Origin of the sequence: Pantoea sp. EABMAA-21, from assembly GCF_030053335.1 — a bacterium.
Classification (GTDB): domain Bacteria; phylum Pseudomonadota; class Gammaproteobacteria; order Enterobacterales; family Enterobacteriaceae; genus Pantoea; species Pantoea communis.
Map to the genome: position 1 here is coordinate 177298 of NZ_JASGBX010000004.1, position 24908 is coordinate 202205.

Here is a 24908-nt window from a genome sequence, read left to right on the forward strand (position 1 = left end):
TGTTTCCGTCATTGATAAAACGCAGGGCGTGGTGGCATGGTAATCGGCACAATCTCACCGTTGTTCTGCGCGGCAACACAAGCATCGGCAGCAACCGCCGCAGCATAGCCATCCCAGGCCGATGGGCCCGTCATGTTGTCAGACAACACATTGTTGATGAAATCCTGCAATTCCACATCATAGGCATCGATGAAGCGCTTTTTCCAGTCGATCAGAATTCCCGTGTAGAGTTTAGCCGCGCTTCGCGTCTGAACGGACATCGGCTCAGGTAAGCTCGCAATCCCGGTCTCACCCACCACTTCACACTGGATATCATAGCCATAGGCACAGTTGACGAAAATTTCGACGTCAATACGCACACCTTTCGCCGTTTCCAGCAGCACTATCTGTGGGTCTTTCAGATGCGATGAGGCTTTACGGGTTTTACGCGGATAAATCACCTGAGCACTGACGTAATCGTCTTTCAGCAACCAGCGCAGAACATCCAGTTCATGGATCAGCGTATCGGTAATCGCCATGTCCGTGGTGTAGGCATCGCCGACTTCCGGGTTACGGTGTGCGCAGTGCAGCATCAAGGGTTCGCCAATGTCTCCGCTATCAATAACGCTTTTCAATGCACGATAGCCGCTATCGTAAGGGCGCATGAAGCCAACCTGCACGCGCTTTTTACCACTCGCGATCTCCGCCTCCACAATGTTCATACAACCCTGCGCCGTCACCGCCAGCGGCTTTTCACAAAATACCGCTTTCCCGGCTTTAATCGCTGCCAGCACAAATTCTTCATGTGTCGGGCCCCATGATGTCACCAGAACCGCCTGTACATCGGGAGCATTAATCAGGTCATGTGCATTGTCATAGATCTCGGCTTTGAGCGCGAGATCGGTCAGGATCTGCTCGCAGTTAGCACGGTTGATGTCATTCAGTGCAACCACGCGAGCGTTTTGCAGCACCTGACTGCAGCGACGAATGTGTTCGCGCCCGATTGCGCCAGTGCCAATTACACCAATATTCAGCGTCATGGTTTGTTCCTTCGTTCTTCTGTACGAGTAAAATTAATGGTTCAGATAATCAATGCTGGTACGAATCTCACGCGCGATATCCGCTTCGCTCCACGCTTCCATCACTGACGAGAAGGGTTCAAACGCGTAAGTACCGGTGTAACCTCTCTCCTCCAGGCGCTGGACTTGTCGTTTCGATTGCAACATGTCATCAGCGCTGAGCATGATGCGTTCTTCATCAGTCAATTCTGCAGTTGGACGTGTATCCGTCACACCAGACAGGTGAACCAATCCGATGCGGTTAACGTCAACGCCACCGGCGAAGTCCTGTTCTGCGCCTTCATACAAATGATGATGGAAGGTATCGAGCACGATCTTGAATGGCACATCTGCCTGTTTGATCAACTGTTGTGCCAGTGCCGCCGAACGCAGCGAACTCTGTGGAAAGCCCAAAGGTTCCACCAGCCCTTCAATGCCGTATTCGGCGAACAGCGGCGCGAGCGTTTTTAAAGCGGCAACCGTTTGTTCACTGGAGACCACCGTTCCGTCATTGAGTGGGCACAGCACCAGCGCTTTCGCCCCGGTTTCACGTGCGTCTTTTAATAAACCCTGTGTTTTTTCCAATATCTCAGCGGATAACTGGTTAAAGGGATACACCGCATTGATTGTTTCGATGGTCAGCGCATGTTGATTTGCCAATTCACGAATTTTCTCGCCCCCTAAACCATCCGTCACACTTCCGCCCTTCATATCATTACGAATCTCGACCTTATTTATCCCTAAATCTTTCACCAGGGTGAAAAACTGATTAACAGTTAAGTTCGGCGCAATTTTTCGATTAATACAAAAACGGTCACGGCTTATTTTCTGGCTCATGTTATTTCCTGAAATGATTATCAGCGCATTGTGTTTTGGTTATTCTGTTTTGCTGCAGTGTTTAGCGTGTTTTGATAGTAATTTATCTTCTGGATTTATACTGCGTCATCGTTGAGTGATTTACATCAAGCTCGCAAATCCATCCTAAGGCTTGCCGTCATACAGCGCGAAGAAGTAATGCTCGACCTGTTCCAGACTGCGCCCCCGCGTTTCCGGAATGGTGCGCAGCACAAACATCGAGCCACCAATACCGATGATCGCGAAGGTGAGGAATGCGCCTGCAAGACCAAAAGCAGCCAGCAATATTGGAAATGCCATTGAAATTGCAAAGTTGGCCATCCACAGTGCGAACACCGCGCCGCCCATGCAGATCCCACGCATGCGCGCCGGGAAGATCTCCGAAAGCAGCAGCCAGGTCACCGGGGAAAGTGCGCCTTGCTGGAAACACAGGAACATCAGCATGCCAGTCAATACCAGATAGGCACGCAGCAGATTGACCTCTCCGCCTGCCAGATATTCCGGCATGAAGAAGCACACGGCGGCAATAAAGAACAGGCAAGCCGTACAGCCCATCTGTCCCACCAGCACCAGCGGTCGACGACCGATTTTGCCTATCATCCAAATCCCGACCAGGGTCATCAACACGGAAATGACGCCGTTGGCAATGGTGGCAAACAGCGCGGCATCATTGCTCAGCCCCGTTGCTGTCAGCATGGTCGGCGCGTAGTACATAATGGTGTTAACGCCGGTCAACTGCTGGATGGCAGCGATACCAATACCTAACAGAAACACCTTACGTAGCCAGGGCGTACGCAGATCGCGCAGCCGACCTTTACCTTTCTGCCGGTTTTCTTCAATGGTCTCTTCAATCTCTTCTAACTCCCACTCAACATCGTCTGCTGCACGGGTCTTCTCCAACACATGCCTGGCTTCGCGGATATTGCCTCGCATCACAAGCCAGCGCGGGCTTTCTGGCATAAAAATCATGCCCAGCCACAACAGCACGGCGGGAACAGTCGAGAGTGCCAGCATCCAGCGCCAGGTATGTTCACCGCCCCAGATTTCATTGAAGGTTGCATTCGAGACATACGCCAGCAGTTGACCCGATACAATCATCAACTCCTGTAAGGTCACCAGTTGGCCGCGTTTATTGGCTGGCGCGATTTCAGCGATATACACCGGCACAGTCGCCGCAGCACCGCCCACGGCAATGCCGAGGAAAAGTCGTGACATAATCATCGACACAACATCCGGCGCAAAGGCTGAACCGACTGCGCCAAGGGCAAAAATAAACGCCAGAGTGATGATGATTTTGCGCCGGCCCATGGCATCGGCGAAATGTCCGGCCAGTAAAGCGCCGAATGCGGCTCCAAACAGTAACGAGCTGGTCACCAGGCCGGTGGTGAAGGGCGTTAATTGCAGGTCACTGCGCATAAATAACAGCGCACCCGATACCACCCCAGTATCGTAGCCAAATAATAATCCGCCGAGCGTTGCCACCAGCGCAATAATCTTCACAAAAGGCTCAGTTCGCGTCACGCTATTCGGGCCTGACGCGGTATTGGTCGAGATATACAGTTCTTTTTCCATAACCTCTCCTGGTAAAAACGCATTTGGAAATACAGCAGAACAAAACAGAAAATGACGCTATCGGTATTTTTATTTCATGTTAATTTTTATTTGAAATTCATTTTCCGAAATGTGATATCAAGCATTCTGGCTGATTTATTTTGATGGTTAAACATCAAAAGGGAGCGTTAATTTAAAAAGTGAGAGGCGAAGATGGATTCGAATAACCCTGGATTGAGGTGGGCAATGTTTATTAATAGCGGCGTGTATGTATTTAAACATTCGAGAGAGGAAATAAGAAAAACCTTACGCCAATGGATATTGGCGTAAGGTAAACGCGATCAGAATTGCCAGCGAACCCCGCCGTTATAGCGCCAGCCTTTCGTACCGTTACCGTCAATTTCCTGACGATAGTCGGCCTCGGCATACAATGAGAGATTCCCTTTTAGCGCGGCCGTACCACCGATGCCCACATCCCACATCTGTCCGAACTTTCCGCTGTAGAAACTGACACTGTCCGCGCCGCCGTTAATGCCCGCTCGCGTAGTGGCCGCCCCTCCCCAACCACGCGTATAGCTGGTGCGCAGATAAGGCGTATATTGCTGGCCGGCTGTATCTTGCCAGGTGCGATCCAAACGCGCGCCCACGCGGCCAATGGTTTGATCGTAATTGCCCCAACTGACGCGTGTGTTATCCCGATCCACCAGATCATCCATGTTAAGTTGCAAGTACATTAACTGCGCCTGCGGTTCGAGACGTACGCCATTGCCCAACTGCCACGGATAGCCGGTTTCCAGTGAAGCGCCCCAGCCATTGCCTTTCAGTTTGCCCACCTCTTTTTGCCGCGCAATATCGGTATCGCCACGATGCCAGTCGAATGACAGTGCCCCTTCAACATAGAAGCCACTGTCACGCAGCCAGGTGCCGTACAGCGACAAGGTATCGCTATCGAAAGTGGTCGAGCTGTAACCGTCCGCTGCATCAGGACGAATACGGGCATTACCGCGCGTATAGGCCACTCCGGCTCGCAAACTGTCGCTGGCGCCTTGCAGATGAATCAGATTGCCGCCCAGTTGCACTGCGCTGTAATCAAGATCGAAATCGTAGCCGTTTTGACTCAGGCTGCGATCCGTCTTGTAGGTGAGATTGGAACCCAGATAACGGATAAACATCTCACCGCCATTGCCCGCGCTGCTGCCTGAATCCTGACGTAGCTCTCCCAGTCGCTTATGAAGATCGTCCATCACCGCCATATTGTAGTAGGCCAGCCCGACCGGCGCAGAAATATAAGATGGCATCTGAGGCGTAAGTTGTGGGCGCACCGCATTACCTGCTGCATCGCTGACAAAGTTACTCGCGAGACGAAAATCCTGACCGGTTCCGTTAGAACCGCTGTAAAGACCATATTGATAAGGACCCGCGGCGACATAGCCCTTTGCCAGCGCGAAGCTGTTAGCACTGGCATTGCCGGTTACCTGCGCCAGTGCAATGCCCTGTTCAGGCGTCATCACCGCCAGACGGTTCCCCGTCGGGTTAACATCCAGCAGAGTGGTGCCGCTGGTATTGCCATTCACACGCACACTGTCACTGACGCCTGTATCAATTTGCGTATTGAGCTTCACGCGTCCGCCAGCTGAATTGAGATCGCCATCGATGGTTAGCGTGTTGCCCGGAACACCATTGCCATTAGTCAGATCCAGCGTACCGGCATTATTCATCACCAGCGAACCGTCGGTGGCGCCACTCAGCAGTGGATTGACGCCGTTGCCCGCATACAACGTTGAGCCTTCGCCGATATTAATGGTGCTGTGCGCCAGTTTCAGGTTATCGGTCAACGTCCATTGAGTGTTATCGAAGTTGATGGTGCTCCAGCCACCGCCAAGGTTGGTGCCTTTGCTCAGGTCATCGGCGCTAAATGACCCGCCGCGCGCATTGATGTCATTAAAATAGAGCGTGCTGCCTGCGCCATTCTGCGTGGTGATGTGCCGGGTATTGGCCAGATCAACCTTCTCCACCAGCGCCTGGTTAGTGCCGCTCCCCATTGTCACGCTGCCATTAAGCGTGCCGCCGGACACCTGCACGATGTCGTTACCGGCCCCCGTATTCACATCCCCCACCACGCTGCCTGACATCAGTGCAATGCGGTCGTTGGTCGCGCCGCCCGCCACCACCTCAATATCCGGGAAGGTGGCGCTGATTTGCCCCTGGTTGATAAACAGTGTTTGCCCTCCGCGCAGATCAATCACCGGTGAGACTTTACTGTTTGAGACGATACTACCCCGGTTAATCACTTCACTGGCGGTGTCAGTGACAATCGCCGATCCGCCACTAAAGTCATACACACCGATAAAGCCTTCGTTGATCACTCTGCCGGTCGTATTAGCGCGTACGCCGGTAGTATTGGCACCCGAAAGGAAAATGGTGTAATTGGGACCGAGGGTCAAATCGTTGTGGGTGACAGAACCATCTTCATTAGCAAACAGATAGCCGATGCCGGGCGCGTTGGTCAGGCTGTTGCTGCTGACGTTGATATAAACATGGTCGTCATAGCCGAACGACGTTGCCGAGCGAATGCCATTACCGCCATTGACGTCCAGTCGCACATAATTTAGTGCAATATTGCTGGTTTCAGCGCGGTTATTAATAAGATTACGGGCACCACTCAATTCCATATGATCGGCGATAAACCCTGCGGCACCGTTATCAATCACCACCGTGTCTGCGTCACCGCTGGACCAGATATTGCTGCTGTAACTGTTGTACTGTTCGCCTTGCCCATCACCAATAATGTTAAGCGAACCGCCATTGCCAACACGAATGGCAGCGGTCCCTTCGGAATAGATCTGTCCACTGTTTTGCCGATAAGTTGACGCTCCTGATGAGGCATCCAAAGCCACACCTTTATAAGCGGAAATCGAACCACTGTTGATCAGAAGGCCGCCATCCGTCAGTGCAACCGCGCGGCTGTTGTTGCCAATGACGGTGACGGTACCCTGGTTATTGATATAGCCGCCGTCGCCTGCACTCAGTAACGAGATGTTCTCCGCATCCGTCGTCAAATTGGAGCTGTTGCTAATGCTGCTAAAGCCTTCAAGCGCCTGATAACCGATTTGATTGGCAGCATGGAATGCAATTTGACTGCCTTCACCAATCACTACCGTTCCGCCATTGCCCGCCTGCGCACCCACCGCATGTTCACCGTACAGATTGATGGTGCCATTTTGGTAGAAATAAGCTGCGTCCCCAAAAGCTACGCCGCCCACGGAAGGCTGTGTCGCGCTGGCATTGCCGGCGGAGACATTGATCGTGCCGTTGTTGGTCGCACGAGCGCCAACCGAATAGGTATAACCCTCGGTGTAAAGCCCGCTACTGCCATTCGTGATCGACACAGTGCCATTGTTGGTGGCATTCCCGCCGAGCGAGCCAATCCCCACCGTGTTGCTGCCTTCCAGTGCGATATCACCGTTATTGATCAGCTGCCCAGAGCTACTGGCAATAAAACCAATCTGCCGATCCTGCGAGCCATAGATATTGGCATTGTTAGTCAGCAGCGTGTTGGTGTAAGGCAGCGTTGTGGAGTTGGTAATATTGCCATTGAGGTCGGTACGATTGCCTTGTACCTGTGCCACGATGCTATGTATGCCATTCATATTGACGGTGGTTGCAGCGTCAATCGTGCCCTGCGCAGCACCCTCAATACGCAACCCGATGCCATTTTCGCCGAGATTAAAGATGGCATTGCCAGTGGTGACCGTGGTGTTATCTCCACTGCCCAGGACGGCGGTGGAAAGGTTGCCGTTTGAAGTTAACGTCATGCCACTGCCATCAAAGCTCGCGCCATCCTGCACACGAAAGATGGATGCGTTCTCTCCCGTTACGCCGTAGTGGCCATTCTCGGGCAGTAAAATTTTTGCGTTCGGCCCCATAGCGAGAAAGGTGATTTGATCGGCACCGCTATTACCCGTGGGTAGAGCCGCCTGCGACACATTCACCGTGGCATTGCCTTCCGCGCGTATCCCAATCGCGCCAACTCCGTTTAAGGTGATCGGTCCGCTGATCTCCGCCGAAGCGACGCCGCTATTGATACCCTTCACCCATACTGCGGTGTTACGTGTCCCTGTTGTGACATTTGCATTCCCAGCAATATTGATTTGTCCATCAGACCAGGCGTGCGCAAAACCACCGTCATTCGCCGTCACCAACAGGCCGGTACCGTTATCGCCATTCAGGTTAATCACTCCGGCATTGCCCACCTGACCGCCGCTGCCAGAGTCCATCACCGCCAGTCCAGTGCCGCGACCATTGACATCAATGACGCCATTATTCAGGGTGACGGCATCCGCGCCGCCAGACACGCTCATCGCCGCGCCGCTTTGTACGCCCGAACCCATGATGATGTGGCCGTTGTTGACTGCGCTGTTGCGACCCAACTGAAGGATACCGGTGGCGCTATCCAGCATAATGTCAGACGTTGCATCACCGGGATGATTTTGCGGCGTACGGCCAAGATAGATTGTGCCGTTGTTAGTAAAGGTGCTCGCATCGCCGCTCAGCGTCACCGCTGTTGCACTGCCGTTGTCGCCGACCAGATTGATGGTGCCGTTATTCACCCCTTCGCTGTTATCCAGCACAACGGCTGATCCCGCGCTGTTGATAATGCCGTTGTTGATAAAGTGACTATCACTGGCATTCACCGCTAATCCGTTAATGCCGAGCGTGCTGGTATCAATGCCACTCCCATCGGCGTTATTAAAGAAACCACTATTAATCACACCGTTGTTGATGCCGCTGCTGCCGTTGGTTAATACCAGGGCATCATTATCGGTGATTCCGCTACCGGTACTCGCTAACTTGCCGTTAATGGTTGCGGTGGCACCATTGTCCGCGCGCATCGCTCCGCCGTTGGCATTCGCCACCTCAAGGGTTTTTCCTGCCTCAATAGTGGCACGCGCATTGGCACCGTCAGCGCTGAGCACCACGCGCTCGCCTATTGGCAGGAAAGCTTCATCGTCATCCGGGGTATTCACTCCCCACACCACCTGCCCGCTGCTGAGCGTCACTGCTTTATTAAATTCGTTGTTGTAGTCAGCGGAACTAATTTGGCCATTCTGCAGTTGCTCAATCAGCCAGTCGTTGTAATTTTGCAGGTCGCTCAACGACGTCACGTTAAAGTCGGTGGTATCGCCATAGAGGCTGGTCACACTAAATGCGCCGTTATACGCCACCAGATTGTCCACATTCAGACCCCATCGCGACACGGCAGGAATCTGCGTCGCGGTGGATGTGATACGGTTATCCGAATCCCAGTTCATGTTGCCTTTGTTGCTGGCAGTGAATAAGCGGCTCTGCTTTGCCGCCATCTCCCAACCATTTGCCACCGTGCTGGCTCCCTCAGTGCCTAGTTGTACGTTGATAGTGCCATTACTCACTGAGGCAACACGCGCATCAATGTACTGCTGATTCTTCACCTCTTCGAAATCGGTGACCAGGGTGCTGCTATCGACCGGCGCGAGATTGCTTAACGCGGCAGTGTTGTAAGTCTGGAAATTGCTGTAAGAGCGGTGATCCTCATCAGGCACGGAGATCGTGAAATCTTGCGCCCCCAGACTCAACCTCTCTTTACCCAATAAGTTGTTATCTGTCACCAATCGGCCTTGATCCTGTAACTCGCCAATGGAGACCTGCAATTCGCCACTTTTACCCGGCGTAAATTGCGGCAACCCCGTTAGCGATTGTGTGCTGCCGTTGCACACGCAAAACACCCCCACTTTGTTGTCATTTTTCGCAGGGTCAAAGGGTTGAATCACGGCGGCATTGGTTTGCATCGCAGGAATCATAATGCCTTGTGCAGCCAGCAAACTGATAACCAGCGGTTTTAATTTAAATAACATCCTTTCCTCCAGAGAGAAAATAATATTTTTCGCGCGGCAAAAACTAATACCGCGCATGACGATTGGTTTAATAAACGCGAGAACAAGAATGGAGAGCGTATTATGTCGAGTTATCTCACCATTTCGTAAAGAAAACGTCTAGCTGGAGTTAAGGTGAACAGGGGGATTTAAGTCAAATTAAGAATTAACCCTTGAAAATCAGCAGGTAACACGGAATAATTTTAATGGGCTCATCTTCATTTATATCAATGCATTAGACTAAATTTAAAGTCCATTCATTACTGGGTTTATTGAGGTTTTTATATTCTTATTATCGATATTCGCCGATAACAGAAAAAACGATTCCCCAGTGAAATAGATCCGTTCTATTTTGAATATTAACGTTATGAAGATTAATAATCGCAGCGCTGTAGCGGGTCGGAAATAATTGACTCAAAATTGATATGCTGTCGATTCTCGAAGGCAGGAATCAAAGCGAGGATGTAAATTCTCGCCATCTTAAATTTGTGATCGTTCGCGCAACAAACCAACAAACATCCTTGTATGGTAGTCTAAAATTATAAACCTGCAGGATTTTGACTATGGCATCTTCCACTTTTACTCAGACCCAAACGGCACAGGGAAATCACACCTCACTCATTCGTCGTGTCGCCAGTGCTTCGGCGATTGGCACCGCGGCGGAATATTATGATTTCTTTGCCTATGGCACGGCTGCAGTGCTGTTTTTTGGCCACCTGTTCTTCCCCAGCCACGACCCTTTGATCAGCACCCTCGCCGCGTTTGCAACTTATGCCGTTGGCTTCCTCGCCCGGCCGATTGGCGGCATCGTTTTTGGCCATATTGGTGACAAAGTGGGACGTAAAAAAGCGCTGGTGGCCACCATCCTGATAGTGGGTCTCGGTACTTTTTGTATTGGCTTGCTGCCAACCTATGAAAAGATCGGCATCTGGGCACCGGTGTTGTTGATCGCTATTCGCCTGATGCAAGGTTTTGGCGTGGGCGGCGAACAAGCTGGCGCGGTCCTGATGACCGCAGAATATTCGCAAGCATCACGTCGTGGTTTTTTTGCCAGCTGGGTACAAATCGGTGCGCCGGTTGGGTTCCTGCTGCCGCTGGCACTGTTCGCAATTCTTAATGCCTCCCTGAGCGCGGAACAAATGATGGATTGGGGTTGGCGCGTGCCCTTCTTACTGAGCGCAGTGCTGGTCATCGTAGGATTGTTTATTCGTTTGCGCATCGATGAATCGCCAGTGTTCGCCGCCATTCGCGAAACCAAGGCCGCCGAATCGCGTCCGTTAAAAGAAGTGATTCGCGGTAATCCTAAATTAGTCATCAATGGTGTGGCGGCTAAATTAATTGAAGCTTGCGCCTTTGCCCTCTTCACGGTGATTATCCTGGCGTGGGGCAAAGCCAACAATCTCGACGCCGGCATACTGATGAACAGCATGATTGTGGCTGTGATACTCGAGGTATTTGCCATTCCGCTGATGGGGGCGTTATCCGATAAGATCGGTCGCAAACCGGTATACATGATGGGTGCACTGCTGATTGTGATTTCCATCGTGCCGTTCTTTTATGCCCTGTCCCAAAACAGCTACTGGCTAACGCAAAGTGCGATGATTGTCGCGCTGACGCTGGGCCACAGTATGTGCTACGCCCCACAGGCTTCCTGGTTCCCGGAACTGTTCCCGACGCATATTCGCTGCAGCGGCATTGCAGTGATTTGGCAGGTGGGATCGTTAATTGGCAGTGGCGTGCTTGGCTTAGTCGCGGTGAAAATCCTGCAGGCCACCGATGGGCACTGGTATGGCCTGGCGCTGTATGTTGCAGTACTGGGGGTGATTTCCGTTGTAGGCCTGCTGCGATTGCCTGAAACGGCTCCAGGCCGACGTGATGGCGAATATCATACCTGGGAACAACATTAATTAACGATGGGCGCACTAAGGTGCGCCCATATGCTTTATTCAGATATGCAATGCCATTTAAAGCATTTGCCAGACCCCCTTCTTGCAATAGCATGACTTTTCTCTTCTTTATCCTCACAGCTGAATCGCTAGCCCATGCGCAAACTGTATCAACGTTGCCTCTCGTTAAATGATTTCGAGAAATATGCCCAAAAGCGTCTGCCCCATCCGCTGTTCGCTTATGTGTCCGGTGGTGTTGAGGACAACATTGCGCTCCATCACACTCAGCAATCCTATGCTCATTACGGCCTGATACCTGAAAACATGGTCGATGTGTCGCAACGTAATACTGAGGTAGATCTGTTTGGGCATCGCTATGCGGCGCCTGTGGGTATTGCGCCGATGGGCATCTCTGCCATCACCGGTTTTCAGGGCGATATTGCTTTAGCGCGGGCAGCAGCGTGCAAGAACGTGCCCTTTATTATGAGCGGTTCCTCGTTGATTCCACTGGAGGACGTGGCTGCGGCTAATCCGGCGATGTGGTTCCAGGCCTATTTGCCAAAGACGCTGGAAGAGATTGATGCGTTGGTGGATCGCGTCAAGCGAGCGCGCATATCCGTACTGGTCGTGACGGTGGATACGCCGGTCAAAGCTAACCGGGAAAACAACGTGCGCGTCGGATTTTCCACGCCATTCCGCCCCAGTCTGGCCTTGGCGTGGCAAGGCGTCACCCATCCCCGCTGACTTTACGGCACGCTGTTGAAAACCTTACTGACCTCGGGCATACCTTATTTCGAGAACAACAACGCAGTGCGTGGCGCACCGCTGTTTTCCAAAAATGCCGTGCGTGACTTCAGTGGGCGCAGCCATCTCACCTGGCAGCATATCGAACATATTCGTCAGCGCTGGACGGGCGCGATGGTTATTAAAGGCATTCTGAGTCGAAATGATGCATTGCGCTGTAGATCCATTGGCATCGACGGCATTGTGGTCTCGAATCACGGCGGTCGTCAGTTGGATACGGTGATCCCGCCGATTTGTGTTCTGCCCGAGATTGTCACCGCTGCGGGAAATATGACGGTGATGATGGACAGCGGCATCCGACGTGGCACCGACGCCATCAAAGCATTGGCGCTGGGGGCAAGGGCCTGCTTTGTTGGCAGGCCTTTTAACTATGCAAGTGCAGTAGGCGGAACATCGGGGGTTGAGTGGGCCATTGACCTTATCACTAATGAAGTCAGTCGCGATCTGGGCATGCTGGGTGCACCCTCGCTCGCTGACCTCAGTGAAAAGCATTTACGCCTGATAAAGTGACAGTGTCATGCCATGCAGCTCGTCGACGAAATGTGGTCCCCGCTTTGGTTCCATGGGGCTCGCCTGTCACATCTAACGTTCTGCGGCTAAGGTTTACGCGGCAGTGAAACGCACAACAATCCAAACACAATCAATACAACACCGGCAAAACTGCTCCAGCGGAAGGCTTCACCGAACATTGGCAATGAAATAGCTGCCAGCCACACCAGCACATAACTCAGGCTCAGCAACGGATAGAGGCGGTTAAGCTGCATATGACGTAGCGCCAGCATCCAGCACAGCATCGATAATGCGTACGCACCAAGTCCCAGACCGAGCAGGAGCAGCGGCTGCAGATGCTGCCAGAATTGCGGGCTAAGGATTGCAGTCAATGGCGGGAAATGTAGCATCGCGTCACGCAGGACCAATTGCGCCAGCGACACCATCAGCACGCTACACAGTGCGAGGATCACCCCTTTCATAGGTGGCTCCCCATCAGCGCGACCCCGGCAACAATCGCCAGCGTACCGAACCATTGTTGCAAGGTGTATGTCTCACGCCAGATCAACTTAGCTGCTATGGCCACCAACACGAAGTTGAGACTCAGCATCGGATAGGCCACGCTGACCGGCACCACACGCAATACCAGCAGCCATAGCAACATCGCCACGCCGAGCAAAAAGAGGCTCAGCGCAATCCACAAGATGAGCTGCTTCTTGCCGTGGCGCCTCCCCAGATACGCCGCCTGCTTTTGACAAAGCTGGGCGGCGCAGCTCAACAAACTGACCAGAAGAATAAGCAACAGGTTCATGGTGTCGCGTTATAACCGTAATAGACCAGTCGACCTTGACGATAAACGTCATCCGGCGTTGGCATTGCAGGGTCAGGCCCGTTCTCGCCCGAGTTGAGCATCATCACCACGGACACTTTGCCATGGCGACGATGTTCACGCAGCCAGTCAGCAAATGCTGCGCCATCAACATAGCGCGTTTTCGCATCGGGATAGCTAAGACCGTATTGCAGTTCGCCTTTGGCATCATAGAAAGTGATATCACTGCGCTCAGTTTCCCATGCCACCGCAGCCGCGATGCCAGGATTGTCAGCCAGCAGATAACGGCTGTCTGCCAGTTGATGATGCACAGCCTGTACAAAACTCTGCGGCTGTTTGGAGTCACGAACCTTCTGCGGTATCGCGAAGCCGATCAATAGCGCCAGCGTTAACGGACAAAGCGCCGCCAGTTGCCAACGGCAGGCACCCGGTTTGAGACTGAACCACCCCATAATGCCCCAGCCGGCAAAGGCCAGTACGCCACAGATTAACGGCAGTATTTCATCATGGGTATAAACGGGCTTGTGCGCCAATCCCCATGGCGCAACCACCACCAACAGGACTAAGGTGGTTATGGCGCCAAACAGCAGGTTTATCCAGCCATTAACTTTAAACACCTTCACTAATTGTGCAGAACCACTGTGGGCGTAATGCGCCATCAACAGTGCTAAAGGTGCAAAGCACGGCAGAATGTAGGTCGGCAGTTTGCCTTTAGCGATGCTAAAGAACAGCAGTGGCAAGATCACCCAACTTAACAGGTAAACGGCTCCCGCATGTTGACGACGCTGGCGCCATGCGCCCATCAGTGAGCCCGGCAGCAGCGCCAGCCACGGCAGGCATCCCGCCAGCAACACCGGCAGGTAATACCAGAAGGGGGCTTTGTGCTGTGCATCTTTCTCTGCAAAGCGCTGAATATGCTCAACCCAGAAGAAGTAATGCCAGAAATCCCCTTCCTGGCGATAAATGGCCAGCGCCCACGGCGCACTGAGCAGTGCGGCAACGATGATCGTCAAAGGTCCCCAGCGTAATAGCTCGCCGAAGCGTTTTTGCCAAATCGCCCAGGGCACTATCGCCAATACCGGCACCGCCAGCGCAAGGAAGCCCTTGGTCATAAAGCCCATCGCGCAGGCTGCGCCCAGCAGCACATAACCGCAGAGACGCTGTTGCGTAGTAGAAGCTTGCGCCACCAGCCAATAGCTGCACATCGCGGCAACCATCCACAACAGCAGAATAGGATCCAGCACCGCGTAAGTGCCAATGCCATACACCAGAAGCGAAGTGAGAAAAATGATGCTGCCGGTCAGTGCGATTTTCCGGCTGGCAAACATCTGATGGCCCAGCCAATAAATCAGCACTGCACTGAGCATGGTGCAAAAAATCGAACCGGCGCGTACACCGAAGTTGGTATGGCCAAACAAGAGCTGGCCGATATTGTTGACCCAATAACCCGCTATGGGCTTTTCGAAATAACGCAAATCAAAGAAGTGCGGTACCACCCAATTGCCATTAACCAGCATTTCACGGCTGATTTCAGCGTAGCGGGTTTCATCCGGCTGCCATAAGGCGCGGAATTCGATCGGGATAAGATAATAAAGCGCGAAAAGCGCCAGGAGCAGCGCCGTTTTGGTGCCTGTACGCATCCGTGGTTCCTATAAAGTTTCCTGTTAACGTTTAGCGCTGGCAGCCCAGCCAGCCTTCGCGTCCGGGTATATGCCCACGTACCAGATTGCCCTGCGGGAGTGTGCTGAGATCGTCAGGTAACAACTCGCTCAGAGGACAGAAGTGAATGCCTTGTTGCTCTGCGCGGGTTAACAACTCGCCAAACGCCTTAGAACCGATAATGCCTTCAACTTCAGCATGAATGGTGTACACCGGCGATCCTTCGGCTTCGAGCATCTGCTCAAGAATGAAATCGTTATAGTCAGCGGCGCTAACTGACTGTCCGACGACTTCATCCCAGGTAGGCAATGTCACGGGGATTTGCACCGTGCCTAAGCTGCCATCACGCAGACGCGGCAAGAAGGGTCCAGTACCACGACAATCACTGTTATAGCTGAAACCGAAGGTCTGCTTAGCGGCGACAACGCGGCCATCCGCCCGCCATCCGGCCACGGCAGAGCAAGTGACAGCGTCACCGATAATCGCTTCCAGTGCGGCTTTCCCACGCGAAATCTGTTCCAGCAACTTTTCTTCTGACCACACGCCTGCCCAGGTTTGCCAGGCAAAGTGATCCCAGGCGTGCAGACCGACTTCATGATGATCGGCTGTGGCGCTGATGATCTCCTCCAGACCGCGGCCAATCTCACGTCCTGGCCAGGCCGTACCAGCCAATAAAATATCCCAGCCGTAGAGTGAAGCTGCGCGCGAGCGCAGCATTTTCCATAAGAAGCGCGGTTTCATCAGGCGCCACAAGTGGCGCCCCATGTTATCCGGCCCAACGCTAAAGAAGAAACTGGCCTGCAACTGATGCAGGCTAAACTGCTCTAGCAGCGCCGGAACGCCGAGTTTGGTTCCACGCCAGGTATCAACATCTACGCGCAAACCAATTTTCTTCATGGCTTATCCTGCAACTCAACGGTGCGCAGGAAGAAATCCAGCGTGTTATCGATCGTGGTATCCATCTCAATGGTCGGCGTCCAGTCCAGCAAGCGACGCGCATTTTTGATTGACGGCTTACGATGCTCGACGTCCTGATAACCTTTACCGTAGTAGCTGCTGCTCTCTACTTCGCGGAAACCGGCGAACGGCGGGAATTGGTCGCGCAGCGGATGACGTTCGAAGCTTGCCAGCAGGCGTTCAGCCAGCTCTTTGATGCTCGCCTCGTTTTCCGGGTTGCCGATGTTGACGACCTGACCGTCACAGTTGCTGTTTTTGTTCTCAATGATGCGGAACAACGCTTCGATACCATCGCGAATGTCAGTGAAGCAACGCTTCTGTGCACCACCGTCGATCAACTTGATCGGCGAACCTTCAACCAGGTTGAGGATCAGTTGGGTAATCGCACGGGAGCTACCAATACGCGCAGCGTTCAGGTTGTCGAGACGCGGGCCCATCCAGTTGAAGGGACGGAACAGCGTGAAGCGCAGACCTTCTTTTTCGCCGTACGCCCAGATCACACGGTCCAGCAGTTGTTTGGAAACCGAGTAGATCCAGCGCTGTTTATTGATCGGCCCCACTACCAGGTTGGAGTGATCTTCATCGAAGTGTTTATCGGTGCACATGCCGTACACTTCTGACGTGGAAGGGAAGATGATGCGCTTTTTGTATTTTACGCAATCGCGGATGATCTTGAGGTTCTCTTCAAAATCGAGTTCGAACACGCGCAGCGGGTTGCGGGTGTATTCAATTGGCGTAGCAATCGCCACTAATGGCAACACCACATCACATTTTTTGATGTGATACTCGATCCACTCTGAGTGAATGCTGATATCACCTTCAACAAAGTGGAAGCGCGGCTGATCTAGGAAACGGCTAATGGCATCCGATCCAATATCCAGACCGTAAACTTCAAAGTTGTCATCCTGCAGCAAACGTTCGGTCAAGTGGTTACCGATGAAGCCATTCACACCCAGAATCAACACGCGTGTACGACGTTTAACGGCTGCAACCGGCTGAGAGTACAACAGTGCGCCCGGCACCATTCCCAGACTCTGCGCCAGCTGGCTGCCGTTCATATAGACGCCATTTTCACTTTGTCCGGTTACTACTTCCAGGGCACCTTCTCCGCAGGCAATCAGGAAAGGTTCAACGGAAATCACTGTGCCTGGCTTGGCTTTTGGCGCATCAACATGTACGCGCCCTTTCCACACCACAAATTTCACAGTACCGGCGAAGGCAAATGCGCCCGGCCATGGATCGGTGACCGCACGCACCAGGTTGTTGATTGACTGTGCGGACTGTTCCCACTTAATGCGACCGTCTTCTGGTGTGCGACGTCCCACCACCGTCGCCTGGCTGTGATCCTGAGGAATTGCCGCAATTTCCCCACGTTTCATCGCTGGCAGTGCCTGCTCCAGCAGTTGTGTAGCACAGGCTGTCAGTTTGCGATGCAGAGTTAAGGCGTTGTCTTGTTCATCAATGGCGACACGCTGCTGTGCCACGATATCGCCTGCATCCGCGCGTTTTACCATGCGATGCAGGGTCACGCCGGTTTCAGTCTCGCCATTCACTAACGCCCAGTTAAGTGGCGCGCGCCCACGATATTTAGGCAGCAGTGAACCATGCAGGTTGAAAGCGCCCAGGCGCGCGCTGCTGAGGATGCTGTCATTGAGCAGATTGCGATAGTAGAAGGAGAAAATGTAATCCGGTGCCATGGATTTAATGCGGTCGACCCACAAAGGATGGTTAGCATCTTCCGGCGCATACACCGCGATACCCTGCTCTGCCGCCAAACGGGCGACAGAACCAAAGAAGTGGTTCTCATTAGCAGAATCAGCATGGGTGAAGATCGCGCTGATTTCGAAACCCGCATTTAACAGCGCAGTAATACCTGCACAGCCCATATCGTGGTAGGCGAAGACGATAGTTTTCATTGCTCAATTTCCTGTACAGAGGAGACATCTTTCTGCGAGTTAATAACACGTTGAATGAAGTAGCGCGGACGAGCGCGGACGTCGTTGTAAATTCGGCCGATGTATTCGCCGAGTAGGCCCATACCGATAAATTGCGCGCCGACAAAAATAAACAGCACCGCAAACAGCATGAACACCCCGTCTCCGGCCCAGTCGGCACCGAGGAACAGGCGCAATACGATCAGTACCAGTGAGAAGGCGAAACCGGCCAATGCAATCAGACTGCCGACAATACTCAGCAGGCGCAGTGGCGTGGTGGTCAGGCAAGTCACCAGGTCATACATCAGATTGATCAGCTTCATAAAGCTGTATTTCGAATCACCAAATTCGCGCTCGGCGTGGGCGACAGGCAGCTCAATCGTGCGGCGCGCAAAGGTGTTGGCCAGGATAGGAATAAAAGTGCTGCGCTCGTGACAGTTGAGCATGGCATCGACAATGTGACGGCGATAAGCACGTAACATGCAGCCATAGTCACCCATCGCTTTACCGGTGACGCGTTGAATCAGCTGGTTGATGGTGCGGGAAGCGCGGCGACGGAACCAACTGTCCTGACGATTTTGACGCACAGTACCGACCACGTCATACCCCTGCTGAGCGGCTTGCACCAGATTGGGGATCTCTTCAGGTGGATTCTGCAAATCCGCATCCAGTGTGATAATCAGGTCGCCTGATACATGGCTAAAACCGGCCATGATTGCCGAGTGTTGTCCATAGTTGCGGTTCAGCAATACGCCGACCACATGGCTTCCGGGCATGTCAGCGGCATCCGCGATCATCTCACCTGAGCGGTCGCTACTGCCGTCATCCACCAGCAAAATCTCATAATCGAGATTCAGCACAGCACATGCCGCATCGGTGCGACGCACCAACTCTGGCAGGCTCTCCTCTTCGTTGTAAACCGGGATCACCACGGAAACTTTACGAATATCTTTTTCTTCGAGCATGTCAATCAAACTCCAGCGATATGACGTAATGCACCGATTACGCGGCTGACATCTTCATCGCGCATATCAGGGAACAGCGGTATTGAGCAGATGCGGTCGCTATTCCATTCCGTGTTGGGCAAGGAAAGTTGCGGATAACGTTCGCGGTAATACTTGTGGGTATGCGCAGCACGGAAATGCAATCCGGTACCAATATCCTGCTTTCTCAATGTTTCCATTAGTGCATCGCGGCTTAAACCGCAGGTGGCTTCATCGGCGCGGATGATAAACAGATGCCAGGCATGTTGATGAGACCATTCAGGCTGAGCGAGCGGTAAAAAAGGGGTATCCGCCAGCTCGATCAGATAACGCTGCGCAATCTCAGCACGACGCGTATTAATGGCAGCCAATTTGTTTAACTGCACCAGCGCAATCGCCGCGCTGATATCTGGCAAGTTGTATTTGAAACCTGGCATGATCACTTCAGCCTGCGGTTTGCGCCCATGGGTATGGCGGTCATAGGCATCCACACCCAAGCCATGGAATTTCAGGCTGCGCATACGATCGGCAAGTTCAGCGTCATCGGTGACGATCAAACCGCCCTCTGCACAAGTCATATTCTTAATGGCATGGAAGGAGAAAATGGCCGTACCTTGCTGGCCAACGTGCTGACCTTTGTAGTGACAACCTGCGGCATGTGCAGCATCTTCTATGACTGCAATGCCGTGGCGCTCACCGATTGCGCGAATCGCATCAATATCCGCAGGTGCCCCGGCATAATGCACTGGAATAATGGCGCGAGTGCGAGGTGTAATCGCTGCTTCAATTTGCTCAGGGGTAACCATCAGCGTATCGCGATCAATATCAATCATTACCGGCGTGGCGCCGAGTAACGTAATAATGTTAATTGTCGACACCCATGTCAGTGAGGGCGTAATCACCTCATCACCGGGTTGAATATTTAACGCAAGAAGCGTGACGTGCATGCCTGCCGTGGCGGAACTGACAGCAATCGCATGTTGATTGCCGGTTAACTGGCAAAAGGCTTGTTCCAGTTCCGCATTTTTAGGGCCAGTAGTGATCCAGCCAGATTCAAATACCGCTTTTACCGCTGCTAACTCTTCCTCGCCTAATGATGGACGCGAGAATGGAAGAAAAGTCATAAGTTTACCTTACCGTTTCAAACCCAAAGTTGCCTGCAATAGGGCCAGTTGCAGTGTGCAATCATAAAGTTTCTCAACAACATCCAGTAACTTGCTGTTTAAACGTAGATTAAGCGGAACCAATTCGGTAGCACGAACTGTTAATTCTTTAATCTGGCGCAAAAAACTTAAGCACACCTGTCATATTGCCTCGTAGAACAAAATACGGAGGAAAACTTAACGGAACATTAAATGGCAGTAAGACAAGATGAGTTATTTCTTAAATGTTGATGATCGGTAGAAGAATCTGGCTGGTAATGTCGTTGTAAAAAGAATATTCATCAATCTTTCATTAAAGATTCAAAATAGGTTAACCACCGCAAGACATACGAAACGAGGAATAGGAAGTTTCTATTTAAATCAATAATAAACATAACGATAAAAATTCAACCTATACTGTTCTTAAGGTTAAATTAATATTCAAATCTTACTCTATGTTGGGAAATCAAACGGCATATAAATGGAGGAGGATACGCAATGAATACAGGAGCCGACAGACTCGCTCAGGCAGCGCTGCGCCGCCACCATATCGGGGTGAAAACCAAAGGTTTGCGTTTTCGCGGTGACATGTATGTGTTTCGCTACAACGCAGGCCATTATGACGTTTTTCTCAACAATGATCGCGTGATGTCACTGGCCACCAGCAACGTTCAGGAAGCCATTCAAATGTTCAAACAGCAGTCCTCTCTCTAACTGCTGTTCCTGCCCCTTATGCTCTACGTTTTTACGGTTGGATTGTTGAATCTGCTCTGAAATCTCACTGATAAACTATGTAATACCCTGTTCGAACTCGCAAACTTTAACATTCGAGCGTAGCGTCTCCTGGCTCATGCAAAGGGATCGCCGAGGTTAATCATGGAGTGGACGTTATGGATAGTCGTGTGGGTGTTGGGATCAAGCGTTGGCAGCTTCATTAATGTCGTGGTTTATCGACTGCCCAGACAATGGCTGCATTCGGAAGCGCAGATAAGTTTGTGGCGGCCCGCTTCACACTGCCCGAAATGCAAACAGGCGCTGCGCTGGCGGGATTTGCTGCCCGTGATCAGCTGGCTGCTTTTACGAGGTCAATGTCGAGATTGTCACTCTGCAATCAGTGCACGTTATCCCGTGGTCGAATTTTTCAGCTCATCGGTCAGCCTCATCCTCGTCTTCTTGTTTCCTGCTGATGGACATTTCGCCATCACGCTCCTGCTGTTTTGGGCGCTGCTAACCCTATCGCTGATCGATATTGACCATTATTTGTTGCCGGATGTGATCACCCTGCCATTGCTGTGGTTTGGACTATTATTAAAAGCAGTCGGATGGCTACCGGGCTCACTCAATGATGCCGTGCTTGGCGTGGTTTCAGGTTACAGCGCGCTTTGGTTAATCAGCCATTTATATCAATGTGTTAGTGGTAAATTAGCACTGGGTATGGGCGATGCAAAGTTAGTGGCGGCATTAGGCGCCTGGCTGGGTTGGGCACTTTTACCCTATGTGCTTTTGCTAGCTTGTAGTGGCGCAATTTGCGCACTATTTTTCGCCAGTATTGGCTGGCAACGTGACCTCTCTCAACCCCTTGCTTTTGGTCCCTGGATTGCTCTGGCGGGCATAAGTCTTTTTATTAACACGATTATTTAATAACCACTTCATCTGCTGGCGCTAAAATAGCCGGCCAATTAGTGGCCAACGCCCTGATTCCTATATGAAAAGAATAAACAAATCTAAACAAAATAAATCATTGTGATGTACGTCAAAAGGCTCTATATTGGCCGCGTTTTTTAAACCACTGATACTTTTTTGTTCAACTAGTCAATCGGCCAGCCATCACGAGCCCCGGTTGAAGGAGAGATATGATGACGGATAAAGTCCGTATTGATAATTTTGGTGCCAACGCATTCAATGGAAACAACGACGCTTTCTTAGCCCGTCAGGCTGAGTTTGAATCAAACGTCAGGAGCTACCCGCGCAAGTTGCCTTTAGCGATTGCCAAAGCCAACGGCGTGTGGATCACAGATGTCGAGAATAAACAATATCTTGACTGCCTGGCTGGCGCAGGGACGCTGGCACTTGGTCATAACCATCCTGATGTTCTGCAGAGCATCCAAAATGTCATTACCAGCGGCTTGCCGTTACATACTCTTGATCTGACGACACCTCTGAAAGATCAATTCTCAGAATCTCTGCTCTCGCTGCTGCCTGGCCAGGGTAAAGAATATTGCCTGCAGTTCACCGGTCCTTCCGGTGCGGATGCGGTTGAAGCAGCACTGAAGCTGGCGAAGAAAGTCACTGGCCGTAGCGGCGTGATCAGCTTCTCTGGTGGTTACCATGGTATGACTCATGGTGCGCTGGCTGTGACTGGCAACCTGTCACCGAAAGAAGCCGTTAACGGCATGATGCCAGAAGTGCAGTTCATGCCTTACCCGCATCTGTACCGTTGCCCACTGGGTCTCGGCGGTGAAGCGGGTGTGAAAGCCCTGACTTACTACTTCGAAAACCTGATCAACGACGTGGAAAGCGGCGTGCGCAAGCCTGCAGCCGTTATCCTGGAAGCCGTTCAGGGTGAAGGCGGTGTGAACCCTGCTCCGGTCGAGTGGCTGCAGCGCATCCGTAAAGTCACTCAGGAACACGGTATTCTGCTGATTCTTGATGAAGTTCAGGCAGGCTTTGCCCGTACCGGCAAATTCTTTGCCTTCGAACACGCAGGCATTGAGCCAGATATTATCGTGATGTCTAAAGCAGTAGGCGGTGGTCTGCCACTGGCTGTTCTGGGTATCAAAAAGCAGTTCGACGCCTGGTCTCCAGGTCACCATACCGGTACCTTCCGCGGCAACCAACTGGCGATGGCAACCGGTCTGGCCACTCTGAAAGTCCTGACCGAGCAGAACATCGCCGGTAAAGTGGCTGATCAAGGTGAATGGCTGAAAGCACAGCTGGCTGAGATGCAGAAACGCTTCCCGGTTATCGGCCACATCCGCGGTCTGGGCATGATGATCGGTATCGAGATCGTTAAACCAAACGAAGCGGCTGACCATATGGGTAGCCTGCCGGCTGATGGTGAACTTTCTGCACTGCTGCAGAAGAAGTGCTTCGAAGCAGGTCTGATTCTGGAGCGTGGCGGTCGTCACGGTGCAGTACTGCGTCTGTTGCCGTCACTGCTGATCACCAACGAAGAGCTGGCGATTTTCCTGGATAAATTTGAGCAGGCGCTGATTGGCGCTGGCGTCAAACCTGTTTGATTGGAAGAGTAAATGTCTGAAGTAAACCCGATTCTGGCCGCCTCTGCACAAAGCATTGAGGCGTACCAGCAGGCGATTGCCCAAAGCAGCGCCGCGGTTGTGCAGTGGCTGCAACAGCCTGAGATGTATCAAGGCAAAAGCGTTGCCGAACTGCGCGAGCGTATCACGCTCGACTTCAATCCAAACGGCCTGGGTAACCAGGCCGCGATTGAACGCGCGATTGAGTATTTCCTGAAAGACAGCCTGTCAGTGCACCACCCACAATGTGTGGCGCACTTGCACTGCCCTAGCCTGGTCGTTAGCCAGGCTGCCGAAGTGTTGATCAACGCCACCAACCAGAGTATGGACTCATGGGATCAGAGCCCTTCTGCCACCATCATTGAGGTCAAACTGATCGAATGGTTGCGTGCACAGGTGGGTTACCCAGCAGGCGATGCTGGCGTCTTCACCAGTGGTGGCACACAAAGCAACCTGATGGGTCTGATGCTGGCGCGTGATGCGTTCTATCAGCGTCAAGGTCATTCAGTGCAGTTGGACGGCATCACTGGCGATCTGCGTAAGATCAAAGTGTTGTGTTCTGAGAACGCGCACTTCTCGGTACAGAAAAACATGGCGCTGCTTGGCCACGGCTACAATTCTGTGGTGCAGGTGAAGTCTGACCAGTTCGCACGCATGGACGCTAACGACCTGAAAGCCAAACTGGCGCAGGCCGAAGCCAATGGCGAGCAGATTTTGGCGATTGTCGCGACGGCTGGTACTACCGATGCGGGTGCGATTGATCCACTTCGCGAAATCGCGGGCATCGCGGCTGAGCACAACATTTGGATGCATGTCGATGCAGCCTGGGGCGGTGCACTGCTGCTGTCTGAAAAGTATCGTGACTATCTGGACGGCCTGGAGTTAGTGGATTCGGTGACTCTCGACTTCCACAAACAGTATTTCCAGACCATCAGCTGTGGCGCATTCCTGTTGAAAGACGAGCGTCACTATGAGCTGATGCGTTATCAGGCGGCTTACCTGAACTCTGAGTTCGATGAAGAAGCCGGTGTTCCTAACCTGGTTTCAAAATCTCTGCAGACCACGCGTCGTTTCGATGCATTGAAACTGTGGATGGGTCTGGAAGCGTTGGGCCAGAAACAGTATGCCGCGATCATCGACCACGGTGTGACGCTGGCACAGGAAGTGGCGAAGTTTGTTGCGTCAGAACCACGCCTTGAGCTGGTGATGCAGCCACAACTGGCAAGCGTGCTGTTCCGCTATCGTCCAGAGCAGCTGACCGATACCGCGCAGATTGCTCTGTTCAACCAGCGCATCGGCGATGCTCTGCTGGATTCAGGCCGCGCTAACGTTGGCGTGACTGAAAACCAGGGCGTTACCTGCCTGAAACTGACGCTGCTGAACCCAACCGTGATGCTGGAAGACATCAAAGTCTTGCTGGCGCTGGTGGAGAAAACCGCGAATCAGTTGCTGAACGCGTAATTTCGCTTCAAACGAAAAGCCGATAACTGGCAACAGTCATCGGCTTTTTTATTGCCTGTCAATTGCCCAGCCCGTTCATTTTTGCTCACTCATCCCTCTCGAATAACAACCCATTTGGTTGATTGGCAGATAACGTTAGCACGATCAATGACGGT

16 protein-coding genes and 1 pseudogene are annotated in these 24908 nt (G+C 52.3%); 6 read left to right on the forward strand and 11 right to left on the reverse strand.

All coding sequences use genetic code 11. The features are described 5' to 3' along the window. Positions 1–8: 8 nt before the first annotated feature. From iolG to QMZ65_RS08080, 4 genes are all read right to left on the reverse strand, one after another. Positions 9–1019 carry a bifunctional inositol 2-dehydrogenase/D-chiro-inositol 1-dehydrogenase gene (iolG, locus tag QMZ65_RS08065; protein ID WP_283215759.1) on the reverse strand — a complete coding sequence of 337 codons (1011 nt, stop codon included), beginning with the start codon at positions 1017–1019 and terminating at the stop codon, positions 9–11. 33 nt (positions 1020–1052) lie between these two features. Beyond that, positions 1053–1874, reverse strand: coding sequence for a TIM barrel protein (locus QMZ65_RS08070; protein ID WP_283215760.1), 822 nt, complete (start codon positions 1872–1874; stop codon positions 1053–1055). A gap of 144 nt (positions 1875–2018) precedes the next feature. Further along, positions 2019–3464, reverse strand: coding sequence for a sugar porter family MFS transporter (locus tag QMZ65_RS08075; protein WP_097117911.1), 1446 nt, complete (start codon positions 3462–3464; stop codon positions 2019–2021). A 320-nt stretch (positions 3465–3784) separates the two neighbouring features. After that, positions 3785–9334, reverse strand: a complete 5550-nt coding sequence (locus QMZ65_RS08080; protein ID WP_283215761.1) for an autotransporter outer membrane beta-barrel domain-containing protein — start codon at positions 9332–9334, stop codon at positions 3785–3787. A 581-nt stretch (positions 9335–9915) separates the two neighbouring features. Between QMZ65_RS08080 and QMZ65_RS08085 the strand changes: the two genes are divergently transcribed. Together QMZ65_RS08085 and QMZ65_RS08090 are read left to right on the forward strand one after the other, a co-directional pair. Continuing rightward, on the forward strand, positions 9916–11259 hold the full coding sequence (locus QMZ65_RS08085) for an MFS transporter (protein ID WP_283215762.1): 1344 nt from the start codon (positions 9916–9918) through the stop codon (positions 11257–11259). A 135-nt stretch (positions 11260–11394) separates the two neighbouring features. Next, a pseudogene (locus QMZ65_RS08090) lies at positions 11395–12552 on the forward strand (alpha-hydroxy acid oxidase). Positions 12553–12638: 86 nt separating this feature from the next. Here the strand turns inward: QMZ65_RS08090 and arnF are convergent. The 7 genes from arnF to arnB are packed head-to-tail and all read right to left on the reverse strand — an operon-like array spanning position 12639 to position 20017. Further along, positions 12639–13013 (reverse strand): 4-amino-4-deoxy-L-arabinose-phosphoundecaprenol flippase subunit ArnF, encoded by a 375-nt coding sequence (gene arnF, locus QMZ65_RS08095; protein WP_283215763.1) that lies wholly within the window; start codon positions 13011–13013, stop codon positions 12639–12641. Further along, entirely contained in the window at positions 13010–13342 is a 333-nt protein-coding gene (gene arnE, locus QMZ65_RS08100) for a 4-amino-4-deoxy-L-arabinose-phosphoundecaprenol flippase subunit ArnE (RefSeq protein WP_283215764.1), read from the reverse strand. Before arnE ends, arnF begins: the two co-directional genes overlap by 4 nt. Beyond that, positions 13339–15000 (reverse strand): lipid IV(A) 4-amino-4-deoxy-L-arabinosyltransferase, encoded by a 1662-nt coding sequence (gene arnT, locus QMZ65_RS08105; protein WP_283215765.1) that lies wholly within the window; start codon positions 14998–15000, stop codon positions 13339–13341. Before arnT ends, arnE begins: the two co-directional genes overlap by 4 nt. 31 nt (positions 15001–15031) lie before the next feature. After that, on the reverse strand, positions 15032–15916 hold the full coding sequence (gene arnD, locus QMZ65_RS08110; RefSeq protein WP_097117905.1) for a 4-deoxy-4-formamido-L-arabinose-phosphoundecaprenol deformylase: 885 nt from the start codon (positions 15914–15916) through the stop codon (positions 15032–15034). After that, positions 15913–17892: a bifunctional UDP-4-amino-4-deoxy-L-arabinose formyltransferase/UDP-glucuronic acid oxidase ArnA gene (gene arnA, locus QMZ65_RS08115; RefSeq protein WP_283215766.1), complete on the reverse strand. Its 1980-nt coding sequence runs from the start codon at positions 17890–17892 to the stop codon at positions 15913–15915. The genes arnD and arnA overlap by 4 nt, the downstream gene beginning before the upstream one ends. Beyond that, positions 17889–18875, reverse strand: a complete 987-nt coding sequence (arnC, locus tag QMZ65_RS08120; RefSeq protein ID WP_034829843.1) for an undecaprenyl-phosphate 4-deoxy-4-formamido-L-arabinose transferase — start codon at positions 18873–18875, stop codon at positions 17889–17891. Before arnC ends, arnA begins: the two co-directional genes overlap by 4 nt. 5 nt (positions 18876–18880) lie before the next feature. Next, entirely contained in the window at positions 18881–20017 is a 1137-nt protein-coding gene (arnB, locus tag QMZ65_RS08125) for a UDP-4-amino-4-deoxy-L-arabinose aminotransferase (protein ID WP_283215767.1), read from the reverse strand. A gap of 516 nt (positions 20018–20533) precedes the next feature. Between arnB and QMZ65_RS08130 the strand changes: the two genes are divergently transcribed. From QMZ65_RS08130 to QMZ65_RS08145, 4 genes are all read left to right on the forward strand, one after another. Next, on the forward strand, positions 20534–20749 hold the full coding sequence (locus QMZ65_RS08130) for a hypothetical protein (protein WP_097117901.1): 216 nt from the start codon (positions 20534–20536) through the stop codon (positions 20747–20749). A gap of 162 nt (positions 20750–20911) precedes the next feature. Next, complete coding sequence (locus tag QMZ65_RS08135) at positions 20912–21676, forward strand: prepilin peptidase (protein WP_283215768.1); 765 nt, start codon at positions 20912–20914, stop codon at positions 21674–21676. 215 nt (positions 21677–21891) lie between these two features. Then, on the forward strand, positions 21892–23274 hold the full coding sequence (locus QMZ65_RS08140) for a diaminobutyrate--2-oxoglutarate transaminase (protein WP_283215854.1): 1383 nt from the start codon (positions 21892–21894) through the stop codon (positions 23272–23274). Positions 23275–23286: 12 nt separating this feature from the next. Next, positions 23287–24753: a pyridoxal phosphate-dependent decarboxylase family protein gene (locus QMZ65_RS08145; protein ID WP_283215769.1), complete on the forward strand. Its 1467-nt coding sequence runs from the start codon at positions 23287–23289 to the stop codon at positions 24751–24753. The last annotated feature ends 155 nt before the right edge of the window (positions 24754–24908 follow it).

What these genes read in the sequence shown, in the direction of transcription:
- arnF (WP_283215763.1), bottom strand. Translation starts at nt 13,013, where the DNA reads ATGAAAGGGGTGATCCTCGCACTGTGTAGCGTGCTGATGGTGTCGCTG.
- QMZ65_RS08140 (WP_283215854.1), top strand. Translation starts at nt 21,892, where the DNA reads ATGACGGATAAAGTCCGTATTGATAATTTTGGTGCCAACGCATTCAAT.
- arnT (WP_283215765.1), bottom strand. Translation starts at nt 15,000, where the DNA reads ATGCGTACAGGCACCAAAACGGCGCTGCTCCTGGCGCTTTTCGCGCTT.
- QMZ65_RS08145 (WP_283215769.1), top strand. Translation starts at nt 23,287, where the DNA reads ATGTCTGAAGTAAACCCGATTCTGGCCGCCTCTGCACAAAGCATTGAG.
- QMZ65_RS08080 (WP_283215761.1), bottom strand. Translation starts at nt 9,334, where the DNA reads ATGTTATTTAAATTAAAACCGCTGGTTATCAGTTTGCTGGCTGCACAA.
- arnB (WP_283215767.1), bottom strand. Translation starts at nt 20,017, where the DNA reads ATGACTTTTCTTCCATTCTCGCGTCCATCATTAGGCGAGGAAGAGTTA.
- iolG (WP_283215759.1), bottom strand. Translation starts at nt 1,019, where the DNA reads ATGACGCTGAATATTGGTGTAATTGGCACTGGCGCAATCGGGCGCGAA.
- arnD (WP_097117905.1), bottom strand. Translation starts at nt 15,916, where the DNA reads ATGAAGAAAATTGGTTTGCGCGTAGATGTTGATACCTGGCGTGGAACC.
- QMZ65_RS08135 (WP_283215768.1), top strand. Translation starts at nt 20,912, where the DNA reads ATGGAGTGGACGTTATGGATAGTCGTGTGGGTGTTGGGATCAAGCGTT.
- QMZ65_RS08070 (WP_283215760.1), bottom strand. Translation starts at nt 1,874, where the DNA reads ATGAGCCAGAAAATAAGCCGTGACCGTTTTTGTATTAATCGAAAAATT.
- arnE (WP_283215764.1), bottom strand. Translation starts at nt 13,342, where the DNA reads ATGAACCTGTTGCTTATTCTTCTGGTCAGTTTGTTGAGCTGCGCCGCC.
- QMZ65_RS08075 (WP_097117911.1), bottom strand. Translation starts at nt 3,464, where the DNA reads ATGGAAAAAGAACTGTATATCTCGACCAATACCGCGTCAGGCCCGAAT.
- arnA (WP_283215766.1), bottom strand. Translation starts at nt 17,892, where the DNA reads ATGAAAACTATCGTCTTCGCCTACCACGATATGGGCTGTGCAGGTATT.
- QMZ65_RS08130 (WP_097117901.1), top strand. Translation starts at nt 20,534, where the DNA reads ATGAATACAGGAGCCGACAGACTCGCTCAGGCAGCGCTGCGCCGCCAC.
- arnC (WP_034829843.1), bottom strand. Translation starts at nt 18,875, where the DNA reads ATGCTCGAAGAAAAAGATATTCGTAAAGTTTCCGTGGTGATCCCGGTT.
- QMZ65_RS08085 (WP_283215762.1), top strand. Translation starts at nt 9,916, where the DNA reads ATGGCATCTTCCACTTTTACTCAGACCCAAACGGCACAGGGAAATCAC.